This is a genomic window from Winogradskyella pacifica (assembly GCF_003386275.1).
Classification (GTDB): Bacteria; Bacteroidota; Bacteroidia; order Flavobacteriales; family Flavobacteriaceae; genus Winogradskyella; species Winogradskyella pacifica.
Window position 1 is genome coordinate 166,071 of record NZ_QREI01000008.1, and the last position, 25,940, is coordinate 192,010.

Annotated in this window: 24 protein-coding genes; 10 read left to right on the plus strand and 14 right to left on the minus strand. The window is 32.8% G+C overall.

What is annotated here, in order from left to right; genetic code table 11:
• Positions 1–3: 3 nt before the first annotated feature.
• A complete protein-coding gene (locus DFQ09_RS15500) occupies positions 4–645 on the minus strand; it encodes a protein-L-isoaspartate(D-aspartate) O-methyltransferase (protein WP_115811943.1) in 642 nt (213 codons plus the stop codon).
• A 267-nt stretch (positions 646–912) separates the two neighbouring features.
• On the opposite strand from DFQ09_RS15500, the gene DFQ09_RS15505 reads away from it, so the two are divergent.
• The 10 genes from DFQ09_RS15505 (at position 913) to miaA (ending at position 10,841) form a co-directional block, all read left to right on the plus strand.
• Positions 913–1,872, plus strand: a complete 960-nt coding sequence (locus DFQ09_RS15505; protein ID WP_115811945.1) for a Gfo/Idh/MocA family protein — start codon at positions 913–915, stop codon at positions 1,870–1,872.
• Positions 1,873–2,027: 155 nt separating this feature from the next.
• Positions 2,028–2,918, plus strand: coding sequence for a 3-hydroxyacyl-CoA dehydrogenase family protein (locus DFQ09_RS15510; protein WP_115812065.1), 891 nt, complete (start codon positions 2,028–2,030; stop codon positions 2,916–2,918).
• 74 nt (positions 2,919–2,992) lie between these two features.
• On the plus strand, positions 2,993–3,364 hold the full coding sequence (locus DFQ09_RS15515) for a four helix bundle protein (protein WP_020895988.1): 372 nt from the start codon (positions 2,993–2,995) through the stop codon (positions 3,362–3,364).
• A 97-nt stretch (positions 3,365–3,461) separates the two neighbouring features.
• The gene (locus tag DFQ09_RS15520; protein ID WP_115811947.1) at positions 3,462–4,700 is read left to right on the plus strand and encodes a DUF1015 domain-containing protein; all 1,239 of its coding nucleotides are present in this window, start codon (positions 3,462–3,464) and stop codon (positions 4,698–4,700) included.
• Between the two features lie 35 nt (positions 4,701–4,735).
• A complete protein-coding gene (locus tag DFQ09_RS15525) occupies positions 4,736–4,924 on the plus strand; it encodes a hypothetical protein (protein WP_115812067.1) in 189 nt (62 codons plus the stop codon).
• Between the two features lie 6 nt (positions 4,925–4,930).
• Positions 4,931–5,590: a YggS family pyridoxal phosphate-dependent enzyme gene (locus DFQ09_RS15530; protein WP_115811949.1), complete on the plus strand. Its 660-nt coding sequence runs from the start codon at positions 4,931–4,933 to the stop codon at positions 5,588–5,590.
• 80 nt (positions 5,591–5,670) lie between these two features.
• Positions 5,671–7,035, plus strand: a complete 1,365-nt coding sequence (locus DFQ09_RS15535) for an exonuclease domain-containing protein (RefSeq protein WP_115811951.1) — start codon at positions 5,671–5,673, stop codon at positions 7,033–7,035.
• A 5-nt stretch (positions 7,036–7,040) separates the two neighbouring features.
• A complete protein-coding gene (locus DFQ09_RS15540) occupies positions 7,041–8,987 on the plus strand; it encodes a DUF3857 domain-containing protein (protein WP_115811952.1) in 1,947 nt (648 codons plus the stop codon).
• Positions 8,988–9,011: 24 nt separating this feature from the next.
• A complete protein-coding gene (locus DFQ09_RS15545) occupies positions 9,012–9,908 on the plus strand; it encodes an ion transporter (RefSeq protein WP_115811954.1) in 897 nt (298 codons plus the stop codon).
• A gap of 15 nt (positions 9,909–9,923) precedes the next feature.
• Positions 9,924–10,841, plus strand: coding sequence for a tRNA (adenosine(37)-N6)-dimethylallyltransferase MiaA (miaA, locus tag DFQ09_RS15550; RefSeq protein ID WP_115811956.1), 918 nt, complete (start codon positions 9,924–9,926; stop codon positions 10,839–10,841).
• 67 nt (positions 10,842–10,908) lie between these two features.
• On the opposite strand, the gene DFQ09_RS15555 is transcribed toward miaA, so the two are convergent.
• The 13 genes from DFQ09_RS15555 to DFQ09_RS15615 form a co-directional block, all read right to left on the minus strand.
• A complete protein-coding gene (locus tag DFQ09_RS15555; RefSeq protein ID WP_115811958.1) occupies positions 10,909–11,616 on the minus strand; it encodes a response regulator transcription factor in 708 nt (235 codons plus the stop codon).
• Between the two features lie 9 nt (positions 11,617–11,625).
• Positions 11,626–13,194 carry a sensor histidine kinase gene (locus DFQ09_RS15560; RefSeq protein WP_245940373.1) on the minus strand — a complete coding sequence of 523 codons (1,569 nt, stop codon included), beginning with the start codon at positions 13,192–13,194 and terminating at the stop codon, positions 11,626–11,628.
• A gap of 72 nt (positions 13,195–13,266) precedes the next feature.
• Positions 13,267–13,854, minus strand: a complete 588-nt coding sequence (gene coaE, locus DFQ09_RS15565; protein ID WP_317124907.1) for a dephospho-CoA kinase — start codon at positions 13,852–13,854, stop codon at positions 13,267–13,269.
• Positions 13,855–13,856: 2 nt separating this feature from the next.
• Complete coding sequence (locus DFQ09_RS15570; protein ID WP_147298360.1) at positions 13,857–14,801, minus strand: YbbR-like domain-containing protein; 945 nt, start codon at positions 14,799–14,801, stop codon at positions 13,857–13,859.
• 24 nt (positions 14,802–14,825) lie between these two features.
• Complete coding sequence (locus DFQ09_RS15575) at positions 14,826–15,830, minus strand: glycosyltransferase (RefSeq protein ID WP_115811966.1); 1,005 nt, start codon at positions 15,828–15,830, stop codon at positions 14,826–14,828.
• Between the two features lie 160 nt (positions 15,831–15,990).
• Positions 15,991–18,651 carry a T9SS type A sorting domain-containing protein gene (locus DFQ09_RS15580; protein ID WP_115811968.1) on the minus strand — a complete coding sequence of 887 codons (2,661 nt, stop codon included), beginning with the start codon at positions 18,649–18,651 and terminating at the stop codon, positions 15,991–15,993.
• Positions 18,652–18,915: 264 nt separating this feature from the next.
• Positions 18,916–20,316: a T9SS type A sorting domain-containing protein gene (locus DFQ09_RS15585; RefSeq protein WP_115811970.1), complete on the minus strand. Its 1,401-nt coding sequence runs from the start codon at positions 20,314–20,316 to the stop codon at positions 18,916–18,918.
• 234 nt (positions 20,317–20,550) lie between these two features.
• Positions 20,551–21,369, minus strand: a complete 819-nt coding sequence (locus DFQ09_RS15590) for an enoyl-ACP reductase FabI (RefSeq protein ID WP_115811972.1) — start codon at positions 21,367–21,369, stop codon at positions 20,551–20,553.
• A 70-nt stretch (positions 21,370–21,439) separates the two neighbouring features.
• Complete coding sequence (locus tag DFQ09_RS15595) at positions 21,440–21,700, minus strand: hypothetical protein (RefSeq protein ID WP_147298361.1); 261 nt, start codon at positions 21,698–21,700, stop codon at positions 21,440–21,442.
• A gap of 13 nt (positions 21,701–21,713) precedes the next feature.
• Positions 21,714–23,366, minus strand: coding sequence for a DNA repair protein RecN (gene recN, locus DFQ09_RS15600; protein ID WP_115811976.1), 1,653 nt, complete (start codon positions 23,364–23,366; stop codon positions 21,714–21,716).
• 133 nt (positions 23,367–23,499) lie between these two features.
• Positions 23,500–24,387 (minus strand): type IX secretion system protein PorD, encoded by an 888-nt coding sequence (porD, locus tag DFQ09_RS15605; protein ID WP_115811978.1) that lies wholly within the window; start codon positions 24,385–24,387, stop codon positions 23,500–23,502.
• Positions 24,380–25,591, minus strand: coding sequence for a bifunctional phosphopantothenoylcysteine decarboxylase/phosphopantothenate--cysteine ligase CoaBC (gene coaBC / locus DFQ09_RS15610; protein WP_115811980.1), 1,212 nt, complete (start codon positions 25,589–25,591; stop codon positions 24,380–24,382). The genes porD and coaBC overlap by 8 nt, the downstream gene beginning before the upstream one ends.
• 14 nt (positions 25,592–25,605) lie before the next feature.
• The gene (locus DFQ09_RS15615) at positions 25,606–25,932 is read right to left on the minus strand and encodes a DNA-directed RNA polymerase subunit omega (protein WP_020896009.1); all 327 of its coding nucleotides are present in this window, start codon (positions 25,930–25,932) and stop codon (positions 25,606–25,608) included.
• Between the last annotated feature and the right edge of the window lie 8 nt (positions 25,933–25,940).

Sequence of the window (25,940 nt, forward strand, 5' to 3'; positions counted from 1 at the left end):
AAACTAATTCTTATCCTCTAACATTGGGACAAATCTAAAATCACCAAACTCATGCTTTTCAAATTCTTTTGGTCCTTTTCTAATGAATAAGGTCATCACTTGCACATCATCTCCAACAGGAATTACGAGACGTCCTCCAATAGCTAATTGACTTAGAAGCGGATTAGGAACATAAGGAGCACCAGCTGTTACAATAATACTTTGAAAAGGAGCTTCAACAGGCATGCCCTTATAACCATCGCCAAAAATCAGGCTTTTGGCTCTGTAACCAATTTTAGGTAAAAACTTAGACGTTTTCTTAAAGAGTTCTTGTTGACGTTCAATACTATAAACTCTAGCTCCAAGTTCTAAAAGTACCGCTGTTTGGTAACCACTTCCGGTCCCAATTTCTAATACTTTATGTCCTGGTTCAATTTGTAATAATTCAGATTGAAAAGCTACAGTATAAGGTTGAGAAATCGTTTGGTCTGCAGCGATAGGAAACGCTTTATCTTGATACGCATGATCAATAAAACCAGAATCCATAAATAAATGTCTCGGAATTTTACCAATCGCTTTTAAGACACCTTTATCTTTAATGCCTTTATTAATAAGTGTTTCAACAAGTTGTTGGCGCATCCCTTGATGCTTAAATGTATCTTTCAAAGCGTAGTTTAGTTTACGCTAAAATACTTCAAAGAAAGGCAAATTGCAACCTCTTAAAGTTCAAATCCGCAAAAAACTTAATCCAAATTCCGTACGTGTCTTCAAAATTAAAGCTTTACGAATACTCGTTTTATAAAGATTTTTTTGTGTGATGTATCCTACAGAAAGCATCAATTTAAATACTGATAATTCTTACAATGAACTTTTAGACTTTCTTTGCGAATTATCTAATACAAATCCACTATTTTTGTTAAAAACATAAAAAATATGCTCAAAGCTGGTGTGCTTGGTGCTGGTCACCTTGGTAAAATTCATTTGAGATTACTCAACCAATCCAATAAATACGACCTTATTGGTTTCTATGATGCTGATCCTGAAAACGCTAAACGTGTTGTAGAGGAATTTGGTTATCGATATTTCGATTCTATTGATGATTTAATAGAAGCCGTTGATGTCGTTGACATTGTAACTCCTACCCTTTCCCATTATGATTGTGCTAAACTAGCCATCAAAAAAGGAAAACATATTTTTATAGAAAAACCGATTACCAATACGGTTGAAGAGGCAGAAACGATTAGAACTTTAGTTGCAGAACACGGCGTTAAAGGCCAAGTTGGACATGTAGAGCGTTTTAACCCTGCTTTTATTGGAGTTAAAGATCAGATTAAGAATCCGATGTTTATAGAATGTCATAGACTTGCGGAATTTAATCCTCGTGGTACAGATGTGCCTGTGGTTTTAGATTTAATGATTCATGATATTGATATTATTCTTTCTGTAGTGCAATCTCCGGTGAAGCATATTTCGGCAAGTGGAGTTTCGGTTGTTAGTGAAACACCAGATATTGCCAATGCACGTATCGAATTCAAAAATGGTTGTGTTGCTAATTTAACGGCAAGTCGTATTTCATTAAAGAACATGCGTAAAACGCGTTTCTTTCAGAAAGATGCTTACATCTCTGTGGATTTTTTAGAAAAGAAATGTGAAGTGGTTAAAATGAAAGATGCTCCAGAAAATCCTGGTGATTTTGATATGATTCTTCAAAATGCGGAAGGTATTAAAAAGCAAATCTATTTTGACAATCCAGAGATCTCAAACAACAACGCTATTTTAGACGAATTAGAAACGTTTGCAGATGCCATTAATAACAATACAAAGCCAATTGTTACTTTGCACGATGGTACTGAAGCCTTGCGCGTAGCAAACATGATTATTAATCAGTTTTAAAAACGAAACGTCATAACGACTGAGGACTGAGGACTGAGGACTGAGGACTGAATATGGTCAACTTTTTTAATTGAAATTCAAACTCAATATTAAATTATTAATCAAATAGATTGCCACGACTTGAAAAAAGTCTCGCAATGACAAATACATCAGAAATGAAAAATATAGCAGTAATAGGTGCAGGTACTATGGGAAATGGTATTGCTCATACTTTTGCACAATCAGGATTTAAAGTTCAACTTATAGATATTAGTGAAGATTCTCTAAAACGAGGTATGGATACCATTGCCAGAAATTTAGATAGAATGGTCGCTAAAGAAAAAATTAGTAAAACCGATAAATCGAATACTTTAGGAAACATTACAACATTTACAAGTACAGAAGATGGTGTTAAAAATGTTGACTTGGTTATTGAAGCAGCTACTGAAAACATCGATTTAAAACTAAAAATATTTAAACAATTAGATGCTGTCTGTAGTGAAAACACCATTTTAGCGACAAACACCTCTTCCATTTCTATAACTCAAATCGCAGCCGTAACCTCTCGTCCAGACAAAGTTATAGGCATGCACTTTATGAATCCTGTGCCAATTATGAAATTGGTAGAAATCATTAGAGGTTATAGTACGAGCGATGACGTAACGACTACGATTATGGATTTATCTAAAACCTTAGGTAAAGTACCAACTGAGGTTAATGATTATCCTGGTTTTGTGGCCAACCGTATTTTAATGCCAATGATTAACGAATCTATTGAAACACTTTACAACGGAGTTGCTGGTGTTGAAGAAATCGATACCGTGATGAAATTAGGTATGGCACATCCTATGGGTCCATTGCAATTGGCCGATTTTATTGGTCTAGATGTATGTTTATCTATTCTGAACGTAATGTATGACGGTTTTAAGAATCCTAAATATGCTCCATGTCCGTTATTGGTAAATATGGTTATGGCAGGGAAGTTAGGCGCCAAATCAGGTGAGGGCTTTTATGATTATTCTGAAAGTCGGAAGGCGGAAAAAATTGCATCGCAATTTTTGAAGTAAAAAGTGTAAAGCCTGAAGTGTGAAGTGTGAAGTGTGAAGTGTGAAGTAAGATTACTCAATTAATACAGTAATTAATGAAAGTACAAGACTTAATAGCTTACAAAAAAGGTTTTAAATTAGCAATGGACATATTTCATCTTTCTAAGAAATTTCCTAGAGAAGAAACGTATTCACTTACTGATCAAATTAGAAGATCTTCTCGAAGTGTTTGCGCTAATTTATCTGAAGCCTATCGAAAACGACGCTATCCGAAACACTTTATAAGTAAGCTTACAGATTGTGATGCTGAAAATGGGGAAACACAAACTTGGCTAGAATTTGCTTTAGCTTGTGATTATATTTCAAATGAGACCTATAACAACTTACTAAAAGAATCACAAGATGTAGCTAATCTTTTAAACTATATGATATTAAATCCTAAAAAATTCGGTTCAAGCGAATCTTAATTTTAAGTGAAATTACCTAAAAAGGACTTTAACTTTTTACTCAACACTTTTCACTTTTCACTTTTCACTTTTCACTTTTCACTTTTCACTAAAAAAAATGCCAAAAATAATCCCATTCAAAGCCGTAAGACCTACAAGAGCAATTGTCGGACTTGTCGCTGCACGCCCTTATCAAAGTTACACTATTGATGAACGCGAATCTCGAATGGCATATAATCCCTATAGTTTTCTTCATATTGTTAACCCTGGTTATAAATACGACCAAGAAGTTACCGGGGAACAACGCTATAGACTCGTTAAAAACAGGTATTTAGAATTTAAAGAAGATGGAGTTTTTATTCAAGATAACACCCCTTCGTTTTATGTTTATAAAATTGTCAACCGTCACGGAGAAGAATTTAGCGGCATTATCGCTGCTGCAAGTGCAGAAGATTATGAAAACGATATCATAAAAAAGCATGAAGATACCATTGCCAAACGCGAAGAAACTTTTAAAAGCTATTTGCAAACCGTCGGTTTTAATGCTGAGCCTGTATTATTAACCTATCCTGATAATGCAATAATTGCGGATATTATAAAGGAAGTTCAAAAAAAACATGCCGAGTTTGAATTTACCATGACCTATAGAGACACCCATTATTTATGGAAAATAGATAATGAAAAGACTATCGAAACGATTCAAAATGAATTCGAAAAAATGAAAACCGTTTATATTGCTGATGGCCATCATAGATCGGCTTCATCTTACCTTTTATATAAAGATGAAAAAGCAAAGAATCCTAACCATAATGGTAGTGAGTCTTATAACTTTTTTATGTCCTATTTAATTCCGGAATCGGATTTAGTGATTCATGAATTTAATAGATTGATAAAAGATTTAAACGGTTTAAGCAAAGAAGAATTCTTAATAAAACTAGATGCTTCCTATCGTATTGAAAATAGAGGCATTATGCCTTACAAGCCAACAAAACCACATCATTTTAGCATGTATTTAGATGGTGATTTTTATTCGCTTTATTTAAGAAAAACAGCTTATGATTTTAATACGGCCTTAGATCAGTTAGATGCACAACTGCTGTATAAAACGATTCTTCAGTCTGTTTTAGGCATTGATGATTTACGACATGATAATAGAATTTCGTATGTTAACGGTCAACATGAAATGATTACCATTAAAAGTGGTGTAGATAGTGGCGACTATGTCGTTGGTTTTGGCATGTGTCCTTCTAATGTGCAACAAATGAAACAAATTGCGGATGAAGGTTTAACAATGCCTCCAAAAAGCACTTATATTCTGCCGAAATTGAGAAGTGGTATCACTATTTACGAATACTAATTATGACTAAAAAATATATCTTATTATTACTTTTTATGAGTTTTAGCTTCGCCTGCTTCGCTCAAAACCAAGGATCTGATACCGTTATAAAAAGTGGGGTTGGCTTAGGTACTGTTATTGCAGTTGTACTTTCATGGGATAGAAATAAATCCATTCTATGGGCAATTTTACACGGAATATTCAGTTGGCTATATGTTATATACTATGCATTAACTAGAGATTAAATTATTATGTCTATACAAGAAAACCTATTAAAAATTAAATCAAACTTACCAGAACACGTTACTCTTGTAGCCGTTTCAAAAACAAAACCTGTGTCTGATTTAATGGAAGCCTATAATACTGGACAACGCATTTTTGGAGAAAACAAAATCCAAGAAATGGCAGATAAATATGCCGAAATGCCAAAAGATATTGAATGGCATATGATTGGTCACGTTCAGCGAAATAAGGTGAAATATATGGCTGAATTTGTGAGTTTAATTCATGGAGTAGAAAGCTTCAAATTATTAAATGAAATTAACAAGCAAGCCAAAAAACACGATAGAATTATAGACTGTTTACTTCAAATTAAAATTGCTGAAGAAGATAGTAAATTTGGTATGTCTGCTTCGGACGCTTCTACCCTATTACAATCCGATGAATTTTCCGAATTAAAGCATATTAACGTTGTTGGTGTTATGGGAATGGCCACATTTACTGATAATATGACGCAAGTTGACAATGAATTTAAATCCCTAAAACACACATTCACAGAACTTAAAGCTATAAATTCTGAACTCAACATCATTAGCATGGGAATGAGTGGAGATTACCAATTAGCAATTGACTGCGGAAGTACCATGGTTCGCGTTGGAAGTAGTATCTTTGGAACAAGAAACTATAATTAATTAGTTCTCAGTCGCATTAGCACCCGAGCGCTTTAAATATCAGTTTTCAGTCGAAAACTAAACATTAAAAACGATACAACATTTACGCAATACTAGACATAGAAACCACTGGTGGAAAGTTCAACGAGGAAGGAATTACAGAAATTGCAATCTACCAATTTGATGGCCATAAAGTAACAGATCAATTCATTTCATTAGTTAACCCAGAACGAGAAATTCAACCTTTTGTAGTTAATCTTACAGGCATTAATTCTAACATGCTTAAAAATGCACCTAAATTTTATGAGGTTGCAAAACGCATTGTTGAGATTACGGAAGATTGCATCCTAGTCGCCCATAACTCATCATTTGATTATAGAATCCTTAAAACTGAATTTAAACGTTTAGGCTTTCCATTTAAAAGAAAAACACTTTGTACTGTGGAACTTTCTCAGCAGCTCATACCAGATATGGCATCATATAGCTTAGGTAAACTAACGCGTGCTTTAGGAATCCCAATGAGCGATAGACATAGAGCTAATGGTGATGCTATGGCTACTGTAAAGTTATTTAAGATGTTACTGAACAAAGACCTAGATAAGGTCATTGTAAAGGATGCTATTAAGATTGAAAAGAAATCTAACATCGCTACCAATCTTAAGGATATTATAGAAGAACTACCTTCGGATACGGGTGTGTACTACATTCACAATGCAAACGGTGAAATCATTTACATTGGTAAGAGCAATAACATTAGAAAACGCATTATACAGCATTTTACAGGAACAAATTCTAAGTCTAAAAAAATTCAAAAATTAGTTAGTACTGTAACTTATGAAAAAACAGGAAGTGAATTAGCGGCATTATTAAAAGAAAGTGCCGAAATAAAGGCAAACAAACCTATTTTTAATAGAGCCTTACGACGAACTGTTTTTACACACGCCTTATATAGTTCTACCGACAAGAATGGTTATGTCAACCTTTTTATCGATAAATCCAATAGAGAAGACAATCCTATTACAACATTTAGCAATAGAGCTAGTGCGAAACATTTTATGTTTAAAGCCGCAGAAGATTTTAATTTGTGTCAAAAACTCACTGATTTATATGACACAAAAACAAGCTGTTTTAAATATGAAGTAAAAGAATGTCTTGGAGCTTGCATTAATGAAGAGCCTATAGAATACTATAATGAACGCGTAGATACACTTATAGAGAAATTTAGTTACGCAAATAAAGACATGCTTATCATTGATAAAGGTCGGAGTATTGAAGAAAAAAGTGTGTTTTTAATTGAGAATGGAATTTTTAAAGGGATGGGATTTTTTGACTTAAACCATCAAATTAACAATAGAGCTATCTTAGCATCTCTTATTACTCCAATGGAAAACAATAGAGATACGCAGCATATTATTCAAAGTTATATGAGGCGAAACAAAAGACTCAAAATTATTGATTTAAATTGAAATATATGATTTATAGATTTACAATTGTAGCACTATTAATTACTTTTTTAGGTTTTTCCCAAGATTATAATGTGGCTATGACCGTTACTAAAAGTGATTTAGAACTCAACTCTTATTCTAAAGACTCTACAGCAAATGCCTTGGTTATATATGATTACGGAAATAGTTTTATAGATGAAGAAAGCTTTTGGTTAAGATTTCAAACCGAACAAAAGATTAAGATTTTAAGAACAGAAGGTATTGATAGAGGCCAATTTGAGGTTCAACTTTACAAAGGAAAATCTTCTAAAGAAAAAATTAAAAATATAAAAGGCACAACCTATAACTTAGAAAATGGTAAAATCGTAAAAACACATTTAACAAAAACAGCCATTTTTGAAGAGGAAAACGAAAATTATACATTAGTTAAATTTGTTTTGCCTAATGTAAAAGTAGGAAGTGTAATAACCGTAAGCTACGAAACACAATCTCGATTTACAACTAAATATCAACCATGGTTTTTTCAAGGTAACGATCCTGTTTTATACAGTGAATACAACACAAGTATTCCTGCTAATTATGAATACCATAAAAAACTTGTGGGTAACATCCCCTTAGACACACATGATTTGAGTATAAAAAGAAATTGTTTAGTACTTGGATATGGAGCAAGCGCAGATTGTACTATTTCTAAATTCATTATGAAAAATATTCCTGCTTATAAACCTGAAGATTATACAACCACTGCTCTAAATTATATTTCTAGAGTAGAATATGAAATGAGTGTTTTTAGGACCTTTGATGGTAAAATTGATGAAATGTCTAAAACATGGAAAGACGTTGATAAAGAGTTAAAAATTGATTCCGATTTCGGAGGACAAATCAGCAAAAGGAGTCTCGTAAAAGGTGTTTTACCCGATTCTATTTCTTCCATTTCCGATAACCTTACAAAAGCAAAATCGATTTACAAGCATGTTATTAATAACTATAAATGGAATGGAAAATTTGACCGCCATGATGTTTCTGTAAAAACACTGACTAAAGAAAAAGTAGGTAGCGCATTCGAAATAAATCTATTATTAGAGAACCTCTTGTCTAGTGAAGATATTAAGGTCTTTCCTGTTTTAATGTCCACTAGAGGAAATGGTTTAGCTACGAAAGTATATCCTGTACTGACGGACTTTAACTATGTAATAGTCAAAGCTATAATAGATGATGAAATTTATTTTTTAGATGCCACAGACCCTTACCTAGCCTATGGAGAACTACCATTTAGAGCTTTAAACCAATATGGACGACTAATGGATTTTGAGAATGGTAGTTATTGGGAAAACATTACCGTTAAAGATTTTTCTATGCGAATACATCGTGTTGCGATCTCTTCTTTAGAAGATGAACAATTAATTGGTAATATTCAAAGTACATTTAGAGGTTACCATTCTCACAATCCTAAACAACGATATGACGAGAATCCAATTACTTATTTAGATAAAAAAATAAATAATCACACAGACATAACTATTGATAATCACGAAGTTATCAATTTCAATACGTCTGAATCAAATTTTAATGAGAGCATGGATATTGTTCTTGAACCCGAATTTATTGGTAACAAAATATATTTGAATCCGTTTATCATTAAATTTTTTGAAAAAAACCCCTTTCAACTTCAGGAAAGAACCTACCCTATCGATTTTGGTTATAAAGACGTTTATAACTATAGTATGAAAATAAATCTTAATGAAAATTTAAAAGTTCTCGAAATTCCAAAGACTGTTAATTATGCATTACCAAATCACTCTGGTAATCTTATATTTAATGCAGAGCTACAAAATAATGAGCTTATACTTTATTTTAAAGTTACATTTAGCCTGCCAATTTATCCGGCTGAATATTATCCGTATTTAAAGTCGTTTATGGATAAAGTTGTCGAACTTCAAAACAACACTGTTATTATTTTAGAAAAACAATAATTTAACTTTTCGTACATTTAGAATATGGAATCGAATAAGAAACATACTTGGAAATCGATACTTCACGAAGTTATCTATGAAGCGGATACTCCTTCTGGGAAGCTTTTTGATATTTTATTGTTAGTGTTTATAATACTCAGTATCGTTTTAGTAATGTTAGAGAGTGTGGTAAGTATCGACAGAGAATACCATAGACTCCTGTATATCGGAGAGTGGATTGTAACCATATTATTTTCTATTGAATATATTTTAAGGATTGTTTCTGTAAAAAAACCATTTAAATACATCTTTAGTCCATTCGGTATCATCGATTTTTTATCGACTATACCAATGTATTTATCATTCTTCTTTGTAGGATCTCAAGCTCTAGTAACACTAAGAGCCTTACGATTACTTAGAGTTTTCAGAATTTTAAAATTAGCGAGATACTTAGGCGCCTCAAACCAACTCAAAGATTCCATTGTTGCAAGTCGTGTAAAAATTATGGTATTTTTATTTGCTGTCATGATTTCTTCTGTGATTTTTGGTACCATTATGTATTTAGTTGAAGGAGAAGCTAACGGTTTTGATAATATTCCTAAAAGTGTGTATTGGTGTGTGGTTACCCTTACCACTGTTGGTTTCGGTGATATCGCACCACAAACCGCACTAGGCCAACTCATCACAACGTTTATCATGATATTAGGTTACGGTATTATCGCTGTACCTACCGGAATTGTCTCTGCCGAATACGTTAGAACTAGCCAAAAAGCAGACAAAGAAAATGAAGCTTTAGAGCAAAATAAAAATGCAGCAGTGAAATTGGATAATGATAATATAAAAGTTCATCTTAACTCGCAACACTGTGATTATTGCAACGTTTCAAACCATAGGGATAATGCTGATTTTTGTTATAATTGCGGACACCCACTTCACCATTAATTTGTAGGTATTATAATGTCTAAAACACCCCAAAACTTTGTAATTGCCATTGTTGGCCCGACTGCTATTGGTAAAACGGCGTTAAGTATAAAACTGGCTCAACATTTTAATTCTGAAATTATATCGGCAGATTCTCGTCAATTCTTTAAAGAAATGGCTATAGGAACTGCGGTGCCTTCCAAAGAAGAATTAAGTGCCGCTCCACATCACTTTATTCAACATAAATCAATTAAAGAGTATTTTAGTGTTGGTGATTTTGAACGGGAAGCGATTTCTAAAATCAACGATTTACATCAAAAAAATCCTATTGTAGTTATGGTTGGTGGCTCTGGATTATATGTAAAAGCTGTAACCAAAGGTTTAGATTATTTTCCAGAAGTGGATGCCAATATTAGAGAAAATCTTAACCTTCAACTAGAAAATAGCGGCTTAATTCCATTGCAAGAACAGCTTAAGACTTTAGATTTTGAAGCTTACAATACAATTGCCATAGATAATCCTCAACGCGTTATCAGAGCCTTAGAAATTTGTATTGGTACAGCTAAACCGTATTCTTCTTTTCTTACTAATTCCGAAAAGAATAGAGAATTTAAAACCATTAGTATTGGCTTAAGTGCAGATCGCTCTATGATTTACGATAGAATTAATCAACGTGTAGATATAATGATCGCTAACGGCTTACTAGAAGAAGCTAAAGCACTTTTGCCGCATAAAGATCTTAATGCATTAAACACGGTTGGGTACAAAGAGTTGTTTGCTTATTTTGAAGGTGAATCTACTTTAGAGTTTGCTATTTCTGAAATTAAAAAAAACACAAGACGCTTTGCAAAAAGACAACTTACTTGGTTTAGAAAAGACGACGCAATTACTTGGTTCGATTATGAGACTAACATTGAAGCCATCATAAGCCATATAGACACTCAAATTAAGTAATACACGGCCGTATAGAAACAAAAAATCCAGCTCAATGAACTGGATTCTTTATATATAAAGTAAAGACTTATTTGTTATTAATAACTAATCTGAAGCCTTCTCCGTGAATGTTTAAAATCTCAACATTCGGGTCTGGTTTTAAGTATTTACGTAATTTAGCAATATACACATCCATACTTCGAGACGTAAAGTAATTATCATCTCTCCAAATCTTTGTTAATGCTAATTCTCTCGGCATTAAATCATTTTCGTGTAATGCTAATAAGCGTAATAATTCGTTTTCTTTTGGTGATAATTTAGAAGGATCTCCGCCATCAAACTTAAGAAAACGTAGTTTAGAGTTTAAATCAAAACGACCAATTTTAAATTCAAATTGTTTGCTATCTGCAACCGTATCTTTAGCTTTACGTTGCATTATAGCCTTAATCTTCATTAATAAAACCTCACTATCAAAAGGTTTATTTAGATAATCGTCTGCTCCTACTTTATAACCTTTAAGTACATCTTCTTTCATGGCTTTAGCCGTTAAGAATACGATAGGTACATCTTCATTTTTTTCTCTAATTTCTTTGGCTAATGTAAAACCATCTTTATAAGGCATCATAACGTCTAAAATACAAAGATCATAATCGTCCTTTTTGAACTTTTCAAAACCTTCCATGCCATTTTTAGCATGTACTACGTCGTAATCGTTCATCATTAAATAATCTTTTAAAACAGTTCCAAAATTTGGATCGTCTTCTACCAAAAGAATTTTTTTGTTTTGCTCTTCCATAATTCGTTTTTATGATATTAACGGCATCTTTATTATAAAAGTGCTGCCTTTTCCTTTTTCACTTTCTACTGATATATGACCTTGATGGTCTTCTACTATTTTCTTAACATATGCCAAACCTAAACCGTGCCCTTTTACATTGTGCACATTTCCTGTATGTTCTCTATAAAACTTCTCAAACACACGTTTCGCAACGGCTTTAGACATTCCATTACCTTGGTCTGATATTTTTACAATAATATTATTTCCAACGTTTTCGGTATGTACATCTATTTTTGGTGCATTATCCGAATATTTAATAGCATTATCCAATACATTAACAATAACATTTGTAAAATGCGTATCGTTTGCCAAAACTGATGTATGGTCTGCTTTTAAATGTGTTTTTACATAACCTTTTCTATCTTCTACTATTAATTCTACGTGTGTAATAGCATCTTCTACTAGGTCGTGTAAATCTAGACGTTCCTTACTTATATTTAATTCATTTTTATCTAACTTAGAAATACGCAATACATTTTCTACTTGCGCATGCATACGCTTATTCTCTTCTTTTATCATTCCTAAATATCGCAACACCTTTTCTTGGTCATTGATTATTTTAGGATTTTTTATGGAGTCTAACGCCAAATTAATTGTGGCAATTGGTGTTTTAAACTCATGTGTCATATTATTAATAAAATCCGTCTTAATCTGTGATATTTGACGTTGTCTTATTAACTGATAAATGGCACTCGTATAAGCAATAATTATAATACCTGTAAATATTATTGAAAGTACAATCATCCAAAATATAGATGATATTAAATACTTCTTTCTTTCAGGAAAATCAATCCAAAGATTATAACTACTTTCATTATTATTATCTAAAAATATCTTTACGCCATGAGCGTCTGGTGACATTTCAAAATTTTGAGATTGCACTTTGGTTGCTAAATCATTGTCATAAATGGCAAATTCAAAATCTAAACTTACACCTTCATCTTCTAATTCACGTCTTAAAAAAGTTTCAACCTGTTTTGCCGTAACACGGTTATAAACCAATTTATCTTTTAACAAATCTTTAAAAGAATCTTCATAAAACTGTTTATCAAAAGCATTTAAAGAAGAATATTCTCTTATTCTAGTTTCTGGGTCTATTCGCCTTACACCATCTATAGTTGTAATATTGTAAGTCTCTGTAATACGCTCACTATATAACTTACTGATACTAAAACTATCTGCATCTATCTCATTAAACAATGAAGGCACCTTAAATCGTTCTTCTAAAACTGTATTACGATGTACAATGGTTTTATCATTAATATCATCCTCTTCCGATATTAACAATTGTTTAATGATGGAAGAATCCATCTTATTCTCTTTGTTTAGATACGGTCCTATTTTATCGAAATAATTTCTAAATTCATATTCTTCAATTGCTTTAGAAACATAACTTAGCGAACGCTTTACACTAAACGTAAAGTTTTTGTCTTCATTTATTATACTGTTATTTATAAAAAATGATTGTACAAAAATAATCCCAATGAGAGATAAACTCATTAAAACTATCAATAACACAAATAGCTTTTTGCTCATCAGTCAAATTTAACATTTTAACATTTAGTATAAATTAGGTTTAACCTAACGTTAACAAATGAAAGTAAATATTTAGTGTTTTAATAATTTAAGTAGCATATTATGAATATCTAGAGCTTGCTTCTTAGCTTTTTGTAGATCATCATTAACAATAACAAAGTCAGATTTTTCTATTTTATCCGCATCAGACCATTGATTTTTCATAATAGCCTCAACTTTTTCCCTTGATACGTTATCACGTTTCATAACGCGTTGCTTTCGTAGATCTTCATCTGCAACAACCGTTATAATATAATCGTATTGGTCTTGTAGGTTGTTTTCGAAAATGATGGCGACTTCCTTTATAACGTATTCTGAATCTTGATTATTAAGCCAGTGGTTAAAATGCGATGCTACTTTTGGATGCACAATAGCATTCATTTTAGAGAGCAACGTCTTATCATTAAATATTTTTGAAGCTAAATACGGTCTATTCAATTGGTCATCAACGTAAGCATTTTCTCCAAACAAGCTTATTAATTTTCGCTTAATAACCTTTGAACGGTTCATTAACTTTTTTGCTTCGTCATCAGCAATGTATACAGGAATCCCGAATGATTTAAAACATTCTAAAATAGTGGATTTACCACTCCCAATTCCGCCTGTTAATCCTACGATCATAATTAGAGCTCTATAAAATCTATTTGTTTCTGTTTGATATTAACATGTTTTATAAAATTGGGTTTCTTAACTACTTTTGGTATTAAGAAGGTTTGATTTTCTTCTAATTCGGCATAATCGCATTCAACTTTAAAGTCTAAAGCTTTTATGGCATCATAATTTTCTAAATCTACATAATACGAAAGTGTAACAGCTTTAGGGAAGTAATTAATTGTAATATTTTCTGGCTGATTTGTTATTACAATAGGCACTTCTATTATACCTTCAGTAAAGCGCGTAACATTACCTGTTACCTCTAGTGATTTTGGAAATACATCAATATGATCATAATCAGAAATATCTAATCTCACAATATGTTTAATATCACTTTTTATATCATTTAGCACCAGGGCTTCTGTAATTACAGAATCGATTTTATCTACTTCTTCTAACGAACCAACTACTTTTACACTATCTATATTAAAACTAAATTCCCCTTTTAAATCATAACCTACAGCGTAATTAATAGCTTTCTTAAATCTTATAGGAACCGTCTTTGAAGCTCTTTTTGAGTACGCAATTAATAGTGTGTCTGGCATTATAGAAATAACCTCATAAGCACTACCTAATTGACTTTCAATAAGATATTTGTGCTTTAACACATCGAAAACAAAATTTTGAGATTTTAAAGTGACCTCACTTTTTGCATCCACTTCTAACTCCTTAGAGTTATTAAACATAAAGGGCATTAATGAAAACCCTTTTGCTTCTACATACGCTTGAATATAGTTCGTCGAATCCTTTTTTAAGAGTATCTCATCATCAACATTAACCAAATTAACTTTTAATTTTATGGTTTGTTTGTAGTCATTAGACAATTTTGAAAAAATTAGAAACACAAAGGCCACCACAAAAAATAAAGTAAACCGTTTAAAGTTCTTCTTTTTTAAATGGTCTAATATGTTCAAGTTCTTCTTCGTTTTCATTTATTATTAAAAAAATAGTTGTGGAAATGAGTCTTCAGGGTTCTTTCTTAATATAACCAAATTAAATATCGATTTCAAAAAGCCGAGTCCATATCCAAAAAACTGAATAATTATAGCTAGCAACGCTTGAAAAGCAACACTTAAACTTCGGTTTGAAATTAAAGCCAATACAAAAGCTGTAGCAAAATATAATTCGTAAAAATACAACAGTAGATGCATTTGAAAAATCGCCATAACTATTGAAACGATAAAGCCCAAACTAAATACTGTAGGAAACCAGTAGACAATACTTTTAGAATTTGGATGCCATTGATTTAGAATAGGTCTTACCATACCAAATTTATGAACTTGCTTGTAAAACTTAGACCAAGAAATACGTCGTTTGTGATACACAAAAGCAGTTTCAATTAAAGTCGTTTTAAAACCTAGCTTACGTAATCGCAAGGATAAATCGGGATCTTCGCCTGGATGAATTTTACCAAATCCACCTGAAGCCAAAAAGGCTTTTTTAGACAATCCCATATTAAAACTACGTGGCTGAAAATCGTCTACCTTTTTTTGCTTCCCTCCTCTTATACCTCCTGTAGTTATAAAAGAAGTCATAGCAAAATTTATAGCTTTCTGAAGATTAGTAAACGAACTATGAGCCGCATCCGGGCCACCAAAACAATCATAATAAGATGTGTTTAAAAACGTTTTTACTTCTACTAGGTAATTTGAAGGTAACAGTACATCTGAATCTAAAATGATAAAATAATTTCCCTTAGCCTTCTCCATACCATAATTCCTAGAATCCCCTGGCCCTGAATTCTCTTTAAAATAATAAGAAATATTGAGCTGATTATTATACAACTTTACAATAGATTCTGATGTTTCGGTTGAGCCATCTTCTACGATTACAATTTCATAGGTATGCTGACCTTCAAAATTTGAAAAACTTTCTAGTAGTTCTTTAATTTCGTTGGGTCTGTTATAAACAGGAATAATAAATGAAAAATTAATGGCCTTCATAAGTCACAAAGGTAATTAAACCAAATACAATTTTTAACAGTTACGATAGCTTAAAATAAATTCAAAATATAGAAATAAATCTCATTGCTTTTCGTTGATTTAGAGCAAAAAAAAAGCCGCTAAAATTAGCGGCTTTTTAAGAATTATAAAGTTAATAAGCTTATTGCTTAATCACTCGTATAGTTTCAGTCACATTTGCAATAGTTACTTTAACAAAGTAAGTCCCTGTTTGCAAGTTAGACATATCTAAATCACTATCAACAGCATTAGGTGTTACTCTTAATACCTCTTGACCTAACATATTATACATCGCCACCTGCTCTATTGTATTTTGAGCATTTAATGTTAATGTATTTTTAACTGGGTTTGGATAGTATGTGAAAGCAGATTCACTTTCGTAGTTAACAGTACTTAATACTTGGTTAGTAGAAATATCTAAGCAAAACGTTCCTGTTTGCGTAGTATAACCATCTACTTGTACATAGTAAGTTTCTCCAACTGTTACTGCTAAATCTGTAATTAATGAATTGTAAGAACTCCCATTAGATAAAATAGTAGTACCGTCATCTTGACTACAACCAATTTCTACTAAATTACCTGGAATACCAGAATAAACTGCTAATTCAGTATCTGTTAATGTTCCTCCTGTAAAATCAGTAGAAACATCTACACTTGCTATATCTGCAGGTACAGTAAAAGTAAACCAAACATCGCTAGCTGCATTAGTACCACTAAAACAATCACCTATCAGTTCTGCAGAGTCTGTTGCTGAAATGTTAGAACTATTGGTGTTTGATCCATCACAGAACCCTTCATCAATTGTAATTGCTATTGCAGTAGCAATATCGTCATTTACAGGAGGGCATGCTAATTGTGTTAAAGCTTCACTTGATTGCTCACACGTTCCATCATTATCATCTGCAATTGTAATCACTACATCTGTAGCATTTGTATATGGACCAAATGTTAATATTGTCGCCTCTGTTGCTGCTTGAGCATCATTCCCTTGATCGTCAGTTACAGTAACAGCAGTAGCTGTTCCCATATCTGTAATATCTACTTCGATATTAAATCCACCACTAGTACCACAATCACTAACTACAGTATATGTAGCCGTTGCATTGGCACAAGTGTTTTCTGTAATATCTAAAGTGTAACCCACAGAATTTGGTGTTGCGAATGTAGAAATCACAATATAATATGTAGTTCCTCCAACAACATCTACACCTTCAATACCTCTATCGGTACTACCAGCAGAACCTGCAAAACCTACACAAGCCGTTGCTTCATCCGTAGGACATCCATCTAATAAATGAATAGCAGACCACGTAGCTGTTAATTCTGTTAAACCTAAATTAATATTAGCATCTGCGCTTGGTGTATATGTATAAACAACGTCATTTCCACTTAAATAATTAGCATTACAAACACTATCACCATTCCCGAAAAAATTAGTGTAATTAACAGTATCATCTGTAGTGTTATATGGCAAAGTGTTTATAACAATTGGGTTTGCACAATCATCACCAGGAACTGCTAAACGTGCTGTAACCGTTAACACACCAGATGGATTAGTTGTTGCATCCCATGCTCCTTCAAAACCTCCATACATATAAGGACCTGCGTTCAAAGTAAAACGACTCGCATAATAATAAGTTCCCTCGGTTAAACCAAGATCTTGCATAGCTACAGCAAATTGATCGTTGTTATTACCTCCCTCTTCAGAGAAAAATGGTGCAATTTCCCAAGTCCAACCTGTACCTGATGGATCTGTATCTGTATCACTGTAACCAATCCACGCCTCAATACCTGCTGCTGCACCTGTAGTGGTGTCAGTTAAACCTGCTTCGTATGCTTGTGCAAAAACCAATTGGTCAGCCGCTTCATTTTCAGCAAATGTTAATGCAGCAGGCCATTGTAAGTTATAATAATCTAATGTCGTAGCCGCAGTTGGACAAAAATCCAAAACTGAGTCTAGCACAACATCGCAAGTATCTTCATTTTCATTTTCAAGCGTTAACACTACAGGTGTTCCAATAGGGAAAGGCCCTACAGTAACTTCACCTGTTTCAGTCACCATTGTTGAAGCAACGCCTGCATCGTTAGTGATTTCAAGATTGGTAGAGTCTCCTAAATCAGTTACATCTACTAATATTGAGAATTGAGCGTTATCACAATCTTCAACTATTGAAGCAGTAGCTGCTGCTGGTGCACATAACGCACTTATTCCATTAAAAGTAACATTACCTCTAGACTGAAATCTAACTCCTGTTGGTGGAGCTAATGGGTCTGGATTATTTGCAGGAGTATCTGTTCTATAAACTAATGACAAATTAGCTGTAGGACCATCTGTTGCAGAAACACGATCAGATCCACCTCCATAGTCTGCTTCATTTGCATCAAAAGCAATTATTAGATTATCTGTTCCATTATAGGTAAACGGAGTACTAAATGTAACTGTTAAAACATCTGCTGCTATTGTAACGGTTCCGTTAGTTAATACTTGTGTTAAAGTTGAAACATCTACCCAATCAGTTGTAGACTCGAATGAGGATTTAGTAGTATGTCCAATCCAAACATCTACCATTTCATCTGCAGATGACATATCGGCTCCTGTTATAAGCTGAAAATCCATCGATGTGATATCACCCGTAGAATTTATTTCCGAAGCCAAATAAATAGATTGACCATAAGAATAACCATAATAAGCTGTTACTGGAGGTGATTCAAAAGTCCCACCGTCGTTACCTGTACCTATGGTAACTTGAGAAAAAGAAAGCGATGTAAACAAAATCGCCATAATTAATGTAATTTTCTTCATGAAATTTATATTTAAGTTAGTAATTCTTTAAAAATATGTTAATTATTCATATAAATCTGAGGTTTAACCTTCAAATCGTTTAAATGCAAAAAAAAACGTTTAGCACTAAACCATCTATATAAATTTAAACGTCTAACAATTGAACTTAATTTTTTTTATTTTCAACGCTATAAATACGGCATAACTTAGAGATTTAATAGAGTTTAAAACAAAAGGAAGCCGCTAATTTTAGCGGCTTCCTGTATATGATAAAGTGTTTAATACTTATTGCTTAATCACTCTTATTGTTTCTGTCACATTTGCTATAGTTACTTTAACAAAGTAAGCACCTGTTGCCAAGTTAGACATATCTAAATCACTATCAACAGTATTAGGAGTAGCTCTTAATACTTCTTGACCTAGCATATTAAACATAGACACTTGCTCTATTGTTTTTTGAGCATTTAATGATAATGTGTTTTTAACTGGGTTTGGATAGTATGTGAAAGCAGCTTCATTTTCGTAGCTATTAGTACTTAATACTTGGTTTGTAGAAATATCTAAACAAAACGTTCCTGTTTGCGTAGTATAACCATCTATTTGTATATAGTAAGTTTCTCCAGCAGTAACTGCTAAATCAGTAATTAGAGAATTCCAAGAAAAACCATTAGATAAATCGGTAACACCATCATCTTGACTACAACCAATTTCTACTAAACTACCTGGAGTACCAGAATAAACTGCCAATTCAGTATCTAATAAAGTTCCCCCTGTAAAATCAGTAGAAACATCTACAGTTGCAACATTTGCAGGAACGGTAAATGTAAACCAAACATCACTAAGCGCCTCTGTACCTTGAAAACAAGATCCAAATGCTTCAGCAGAACCTGATGCTTGAATATTATGTGCATTAGTATTTGTACCATCACAAAATCCTTCGTCTACAGTAACTGCTATGGCTGCTGCAATGTCATCATTGACAGGAAATACAAATGTAACAAACGTTTGTTCTGCACAATCAATTGATGCCCCTGCACTGTTAAATGGTGTAATAGTAACATAGTACGTTGTACCTTCTAATAGCGCACCAATATTAGTCGTAGAAACATTACCTAATGTTTCAGAATAAACATCTGATAATCCAGAGGCTGTTCCTACAGCTACATCATAACCATCAACTAGGCCTGAAGCTTCTGACCATGAAATATCACCTTCTAAAGTTACATTTTCAGTTGCAGATAACATAGCATTACACGATGGTGGACTAGATGCATCAAAGCTAACTAATAAATCTATATCAAAAAATATTACATCAAAATAACCGTCAAGATCATTCGAAGTAAGCGTTATAGTAGTAAAACCCGTAACATCTAAGCCGTTAAAGTCAGCATCACATCCAGCAGGAATAGTTGTTCCGTCTGAGGCACCACCTATAACTGTTAAATCAAAATCATACCAATCCCCACAATAAGTTGTACCACCTGTTGCACTATTATAGTGAACAGTAAATGTAGCTAATGAAATAGCTGTAATTGGGTCAGCACCATTAACAGTAATATCTACGCTGTTAATTGTAAGGACAACCGCGTCATTATCTACTCCTGTAGTACCGAAATTTTGAATGACCTGAGAAAATCCTAGTAAGGATAGTCCAAAAAATAAAATTGAGAATGTAATTTTTTTCATAAAATAAATTTTAAGTTAGTTATTCTCTAAAAATATGTTAAATCTTTAGAATATAATTAGCTTTAACAACACAATCGTTAAAACACTCATATAAACGACAAAAAACACTGATTTACTCTTGTAAGTATTTTCGTACAATAGAATATGACGCCTAAATTAAATTTAAGGCAAAAAAAAGCTCTTACATTAAGGTAATGTAAAAGCTTAGATAAGTTAAAGTAAAGTGATTACGTGTTATTGCTTTTCTATAAAATTTTCTAGAACCACATCACTAACCCCCATATTACTAAATCCTCCATCATTATAAAGATTTTGAAGTGTGACGCGTCTGGTTAAATCACTAAATAAAGTAATAGTATAGTTAGCACAGTCGATGGCTGTAGCATTTCCTAAAGGCGACATTTTCTCAGCATAAGCAATAAAGCCATCAAAGCCTTTAACACCTGTCCCAGCAGTTGTTGGTGTCGGAGATTGTGAAATGGTATTAACCCGTACTTTTTTATCTCTACCAAAGAAATAGCCAAAACTACGCGCTACACTTTCTAAAAAAGCTTTGTTGTCTGCCATATCGTTATAATCTGGAAACACACGTTGCGCTGCCATATAAGTTAAGGCTACAATACTCCCCCATTCATTCATAGCATCTGCTTTATAAAGCGTTTGCATAACTTTATGAAACGACATTGCAGAGACATCGGTTCCTTTTTGAGTCCATGCATAGTTTTGATCCGTATAATGTTTTCCTTTTCTTACATTTATAGACATCCCAATAGAATGTAATACAAAATCTATTTTGCCTCCTAATATCTCCATAGACTGTGCTACTAAATTCTGTAAATCTTCTTCTGAAGTTGCATCTGCAGGAATAATCTGAGATCCTGTCTTTTCTGCTAATTCATCTATTTGTCCCATACGTATGGAAACTGGTGCGTTGGTTAATACAAATGTTCCTCCTTCTTCATGGACGCGTATAGCTGTTTTCCAAGCAATAGAGTTTTCGTCTAATGCGCCAAATATAATTCCTCTCTTTCCTTTAAGTAAGTTGTATGACATGTTTACAATATATTTAGTTGATAGTTTGTTGAATTGTAAAGATTTCAAAGTTAATAAAACTTTGAACGTATTAATCGGTTCTGATTTTTAGATCTTCAATAATATGATCCCATTCATCTACCCAATTTGTGTCTTTGTATATGATAACACCAAATTCTTGATGATAATATTTATCTCCATTTTGTATGGTTTGATTGTCTGGAAAAATATAATCTGGAACACATTCGCCATTAATAATAACATGCTTTACATCGCATGGATCTTCATCATCTGCGCAACCTATAAGCGCAAAACTTCCCATAAACAATAGGATAGCAAAATAGTGTTTCATCTATTCAATTGAATCAGTTTAACAATTGTTTTGCATGTGCCATGGCAGAATCTGTAATTGTTAAACCACCTAACATTTGCGCGACTTCAACTATACGTTCGTCTTCGTTTAATTTTTTGAGTTGCGTATGCGTAATATCGTCGATATCTGTTTTAAATACTTTAAAATGCGAATTGCCTTTGGCTGCAATTTGAGGTAAATGCGTAATCGTAAAAACTTGCATACTACTACTCATTTGCTTCATGATTTCACCCATTTTATTTGAAATTTCACCTGAAACTCCGGTGTCAATTTCATCAAACATTATTGATGGTAGCTGAATATATTCTGCCAAAATAGATTTTATCGCTAACATAATACGCGATAACTCCCCACCAGATGCGGACTTTTTAAGTTCATTAAAGCTAGAACCTTTATTAGCCATAAATAAAAACTGCAAGCTGTCTTTTCCGTTTTTAACAAACTGCTCTGTTGGCTCTAAATCGACTTTAAATCTGGCATTTGGCATCCCTAAATCAGAAAGAATAGCTTCTAACTTAGATACAAATATTGGAATTACTTTTTTTCTATTCTTTGAAATCTTTAAAGCAATTTGATTTAATTTTTCGTTAGCTTTTAAAATCTCTTGTTCTTTATCTAATATGGTTTGATCTAAACTTTCAGTATCATTTATTTTAGATTGTAAATCGACCTTAATCGCAATTAAGTCTTCAATCTCTGAAACGGAATGCTTTTGAAATAGATTATTTACAATTTGAAGTTTACTATTAATACGTTCTAATTCTTGTGGGTCTGTAGATAAATTATCTTCTAGGTTATCAATTTCAATAAGCACATCATCTAATTCAATCCCTACACTAATGATACGTTCCTTTAAAGATTCGTAAGGTTTTCCAAAAGTGGCTATTTTAGATAATTCTTGTTTTGCAGAATTAATCTGATCTATGACACCTAGTCCTTCAGCATCTAATATGGCTTTAGCACTGCTTAGCTTCTCACCAATGATTTCAACATTGTTAAGTTCTTCATATTGATTTTCTAAATCTTCGAGATTAATTTTCTCTAAATTAATTTCATTTAATTCATTGGATAAAAACAGATTATAATCGTACTCTTTTATCAATTCAGCTTTAGACAGTTTTAATACTGCTAATGCTTTTTGAAGTTTTTTGAATACACTCAAACCTTTAGAAAATTCTTCTAAATTCAATTGATTATCCGCTAAGGCATCTATAACTTTAAACTGATAATCGTCTTGCGTTAACTGTTGTGTTTGGTGTTGTGAATGAATATCTATAAGATAACTACTCAAAGCCACCAAGCTCTCTAGAGTTACTGGCGTATCATTAATAAATGCTCTAGATTTTCCGGATGCTAAAATTTCTCTTCTAATGATGGTTTGCACATCATAATCTAAGTCTAGAGATTTAAATAACGACTTTAAATCGTAATTAGCAATATCGAAAACAGCTTCTATGATACATTTTTCTTCTGCAGTTTTCACCTGACTCAGATCGGCACGTTTCCCTAAAACTAAGGATAAACCACCTAATAAGATAGACTTACCTGCACCTGTTTCTCCTGTAATAATAGTTAAACCATTATTAAAAGATACGTTTAACTCATCGATGAGTGCGTAATTTTTTATGTAAAGTGATGTTAACAAGCGCTTAAATTTATTGTATTACAAAATTAAGTTTTTAAGGCTAAGTAATATGAAATTATAGTGGAAATATGTTTAAGCTATTAAAGCACCTCGGCTTGATGCAATAACTTAAAATACAGAATATAAATAAAGATTAATACTTAATATTCCTCCACTTTTGAGAATGCATTGGAGCAATTCGGTTTAAGATATCCATTGCTGCTGTAATATTAACACTTGGTCCCCCAGAGAGTATATCCATTATTTCATCTGCTTTAGCATCAAAAAACACACGCATTAAAAACGAATTTGGCCTTACTCTGTGCACCTTTTGTAAATCGTCTAGCACAGAAATTATTTGTGACTTTCCTTCTTTTGCGCCTTCGTTCATAATATCTAAGCCTTCAATATGATATTTATACATAGCTAATCTCATATCTTTAAATGATGGGGACATTATATTATCGATTAAAGCAAAGCGGGACTGTAATCCGTCTTCTACTTTCCAACCCTGACCATTGAGTTGTTGTGAGTAGCTCGCTATAGTTTGTGCTTGACTAAAATACTCATCGCCTCCATTAAGCTCAAACGTATCTGCATCTATTCCTAAAATCATATAAACATGAAATGACAACACAGAAATTAAGTTAGATTCAAATTGACTCTCATTAAAAACCAAATTCTGAAATTCTAAATATTCAAAATTAAAATTTCTATCATTATAATTATAAACAGGAGAACTGTACGTTGAATTAAAAATAGGTCTAGAAGAAGATACCTGAATCGATGCTGAAAACAAATTATTGCTTTGTTCCGTTACATTAATTACCATACTGCAATTAATACGCTCTTGTTGACCAAACGTCTTTTTAGTCCATTTCGTATTATTTATAAATTCTGTAAGTTGGTTTCCTAAGGTTTTAAATAAAATGTCATTTTCAGCTCCTGTTTGCTGCGCTATTACGGATACCGTACAGTTTAACTCTTGAGAAAACGTTACTGAGGTTACTAAAAAAGTAAATAAAAAAAATAGGTTACGCATGAGTTTGTTTTAATATAAGGTGCATTAAATCTTTAGCAACGTCTGCTTTTGATTTTAATTCATTTTCTATAATGTCGTTAGAAGACGTTATAAATGTAACTTTATTTGTTGACACTCCAAAACCAGCTCCTTTATCTTGTAAAGAATTTAAAACAATAAGATCTAAATTCTTAGATGTCAGTTTTCCTTTAGCGTGTTCCAATTCGTTATTAGTTTCTAATGCAAAACCAACTAAAAATTGATCTTTTTTGATCTCACCAAGGGATTTTAAAATGTCTTTAGTTTTTTCTAACTCAATAGTAAACGTGGTTTCTTTCTTTTTTATTTTCTGATCAGCAACATTCTTTGGCCTATAATCTGCCACAGCTGCAGAAAGAATAGCAATATCTGAGGTATTGAAATGCTTATGCACTTCATTATACATGTCTTCTGCAGTTATCACAGGTGTAACCGTGACGAGATTATGTATAATTTTTTGATGCGTTGGACCAGTTACTAAAACAACCTCAGCCCCTAGATTAGAGGCAGCCTTTGCTATTTCGAAGCCCATTTTCCCACTAGAATGATTGCCAATAAAACGTACAGGATCTATGGCCTCGTAAGTTGGCCCAGCAGTTATCAATACACGTTTTCCTCTTAAAGGTAATTGGTCTAAAATATCATTTTCAATATAGCTAACAATATCTTCCGGTTCCGCCATGCGACCTTCACCAATTAAGCCACTTGCGAGTTCTCCTGTTCCTGCCGGAATAAGTTTATTTCCGTAAGATCTTAGTTTTTGAAAGGAAGCTTTAGTTGAATCGTGCTTATACATATCCAAATCCATTGCAGGTGCAAAATAAATTGGACACTTAGCAGAAAGGTACGTAGCTAGAAGGATATTATCGCAAGCACCATTTGCCATTTTTGCCATAGTATTGGCTGTAGCAGGAGCAATCACAAAGAGATCTGCCCAAAGGCCTAAATCGACATGGTTATTCCATATTTGGTTGCCATCTTCTTCATCTGTAAACGAAGAATATACCGGATTTTTTGATAAGGTGGAAAGTGTGAGAGGAGTTACAAACTCTTTAGAAGCAGGCGTCATAACGACTTTGACGTTAGCGCCTGCTTTAATGAATAATCTGACTAAACTGGCAGATTTATAGGCGGCAATACCAGCAGTAATGCCCAATAAAATATTCTTATCCTTTAGAATAGACATCTAAGGCTTTAGATTTATGGTTGAGGATCCTCAGTATTTCTGTGATAGATCTTATTATCTAACCACTCCTTTACTGCTAAAGCGTGTGGCTTTGGTAATTTTTCGTAAAACTTAGAAACTTCAATTTGTTCTTTGTTTTCAAAAATCTCTTCAAGACTATCATTATATGTAGCAAACTCTTCTAGTTTGTCTATTAACTCACGTCTGATGTCAGTATTAATCTGCTCTGCACGTCTAGAAATTACAGAAATTGCTTCATAGATATTATCTGTTGCAGCATCTATTTCGTTTCTGTTGTAAGTAATTGTACTTACTGGTGCATCTGTCTTTTTTAAATCCATCGTTATAA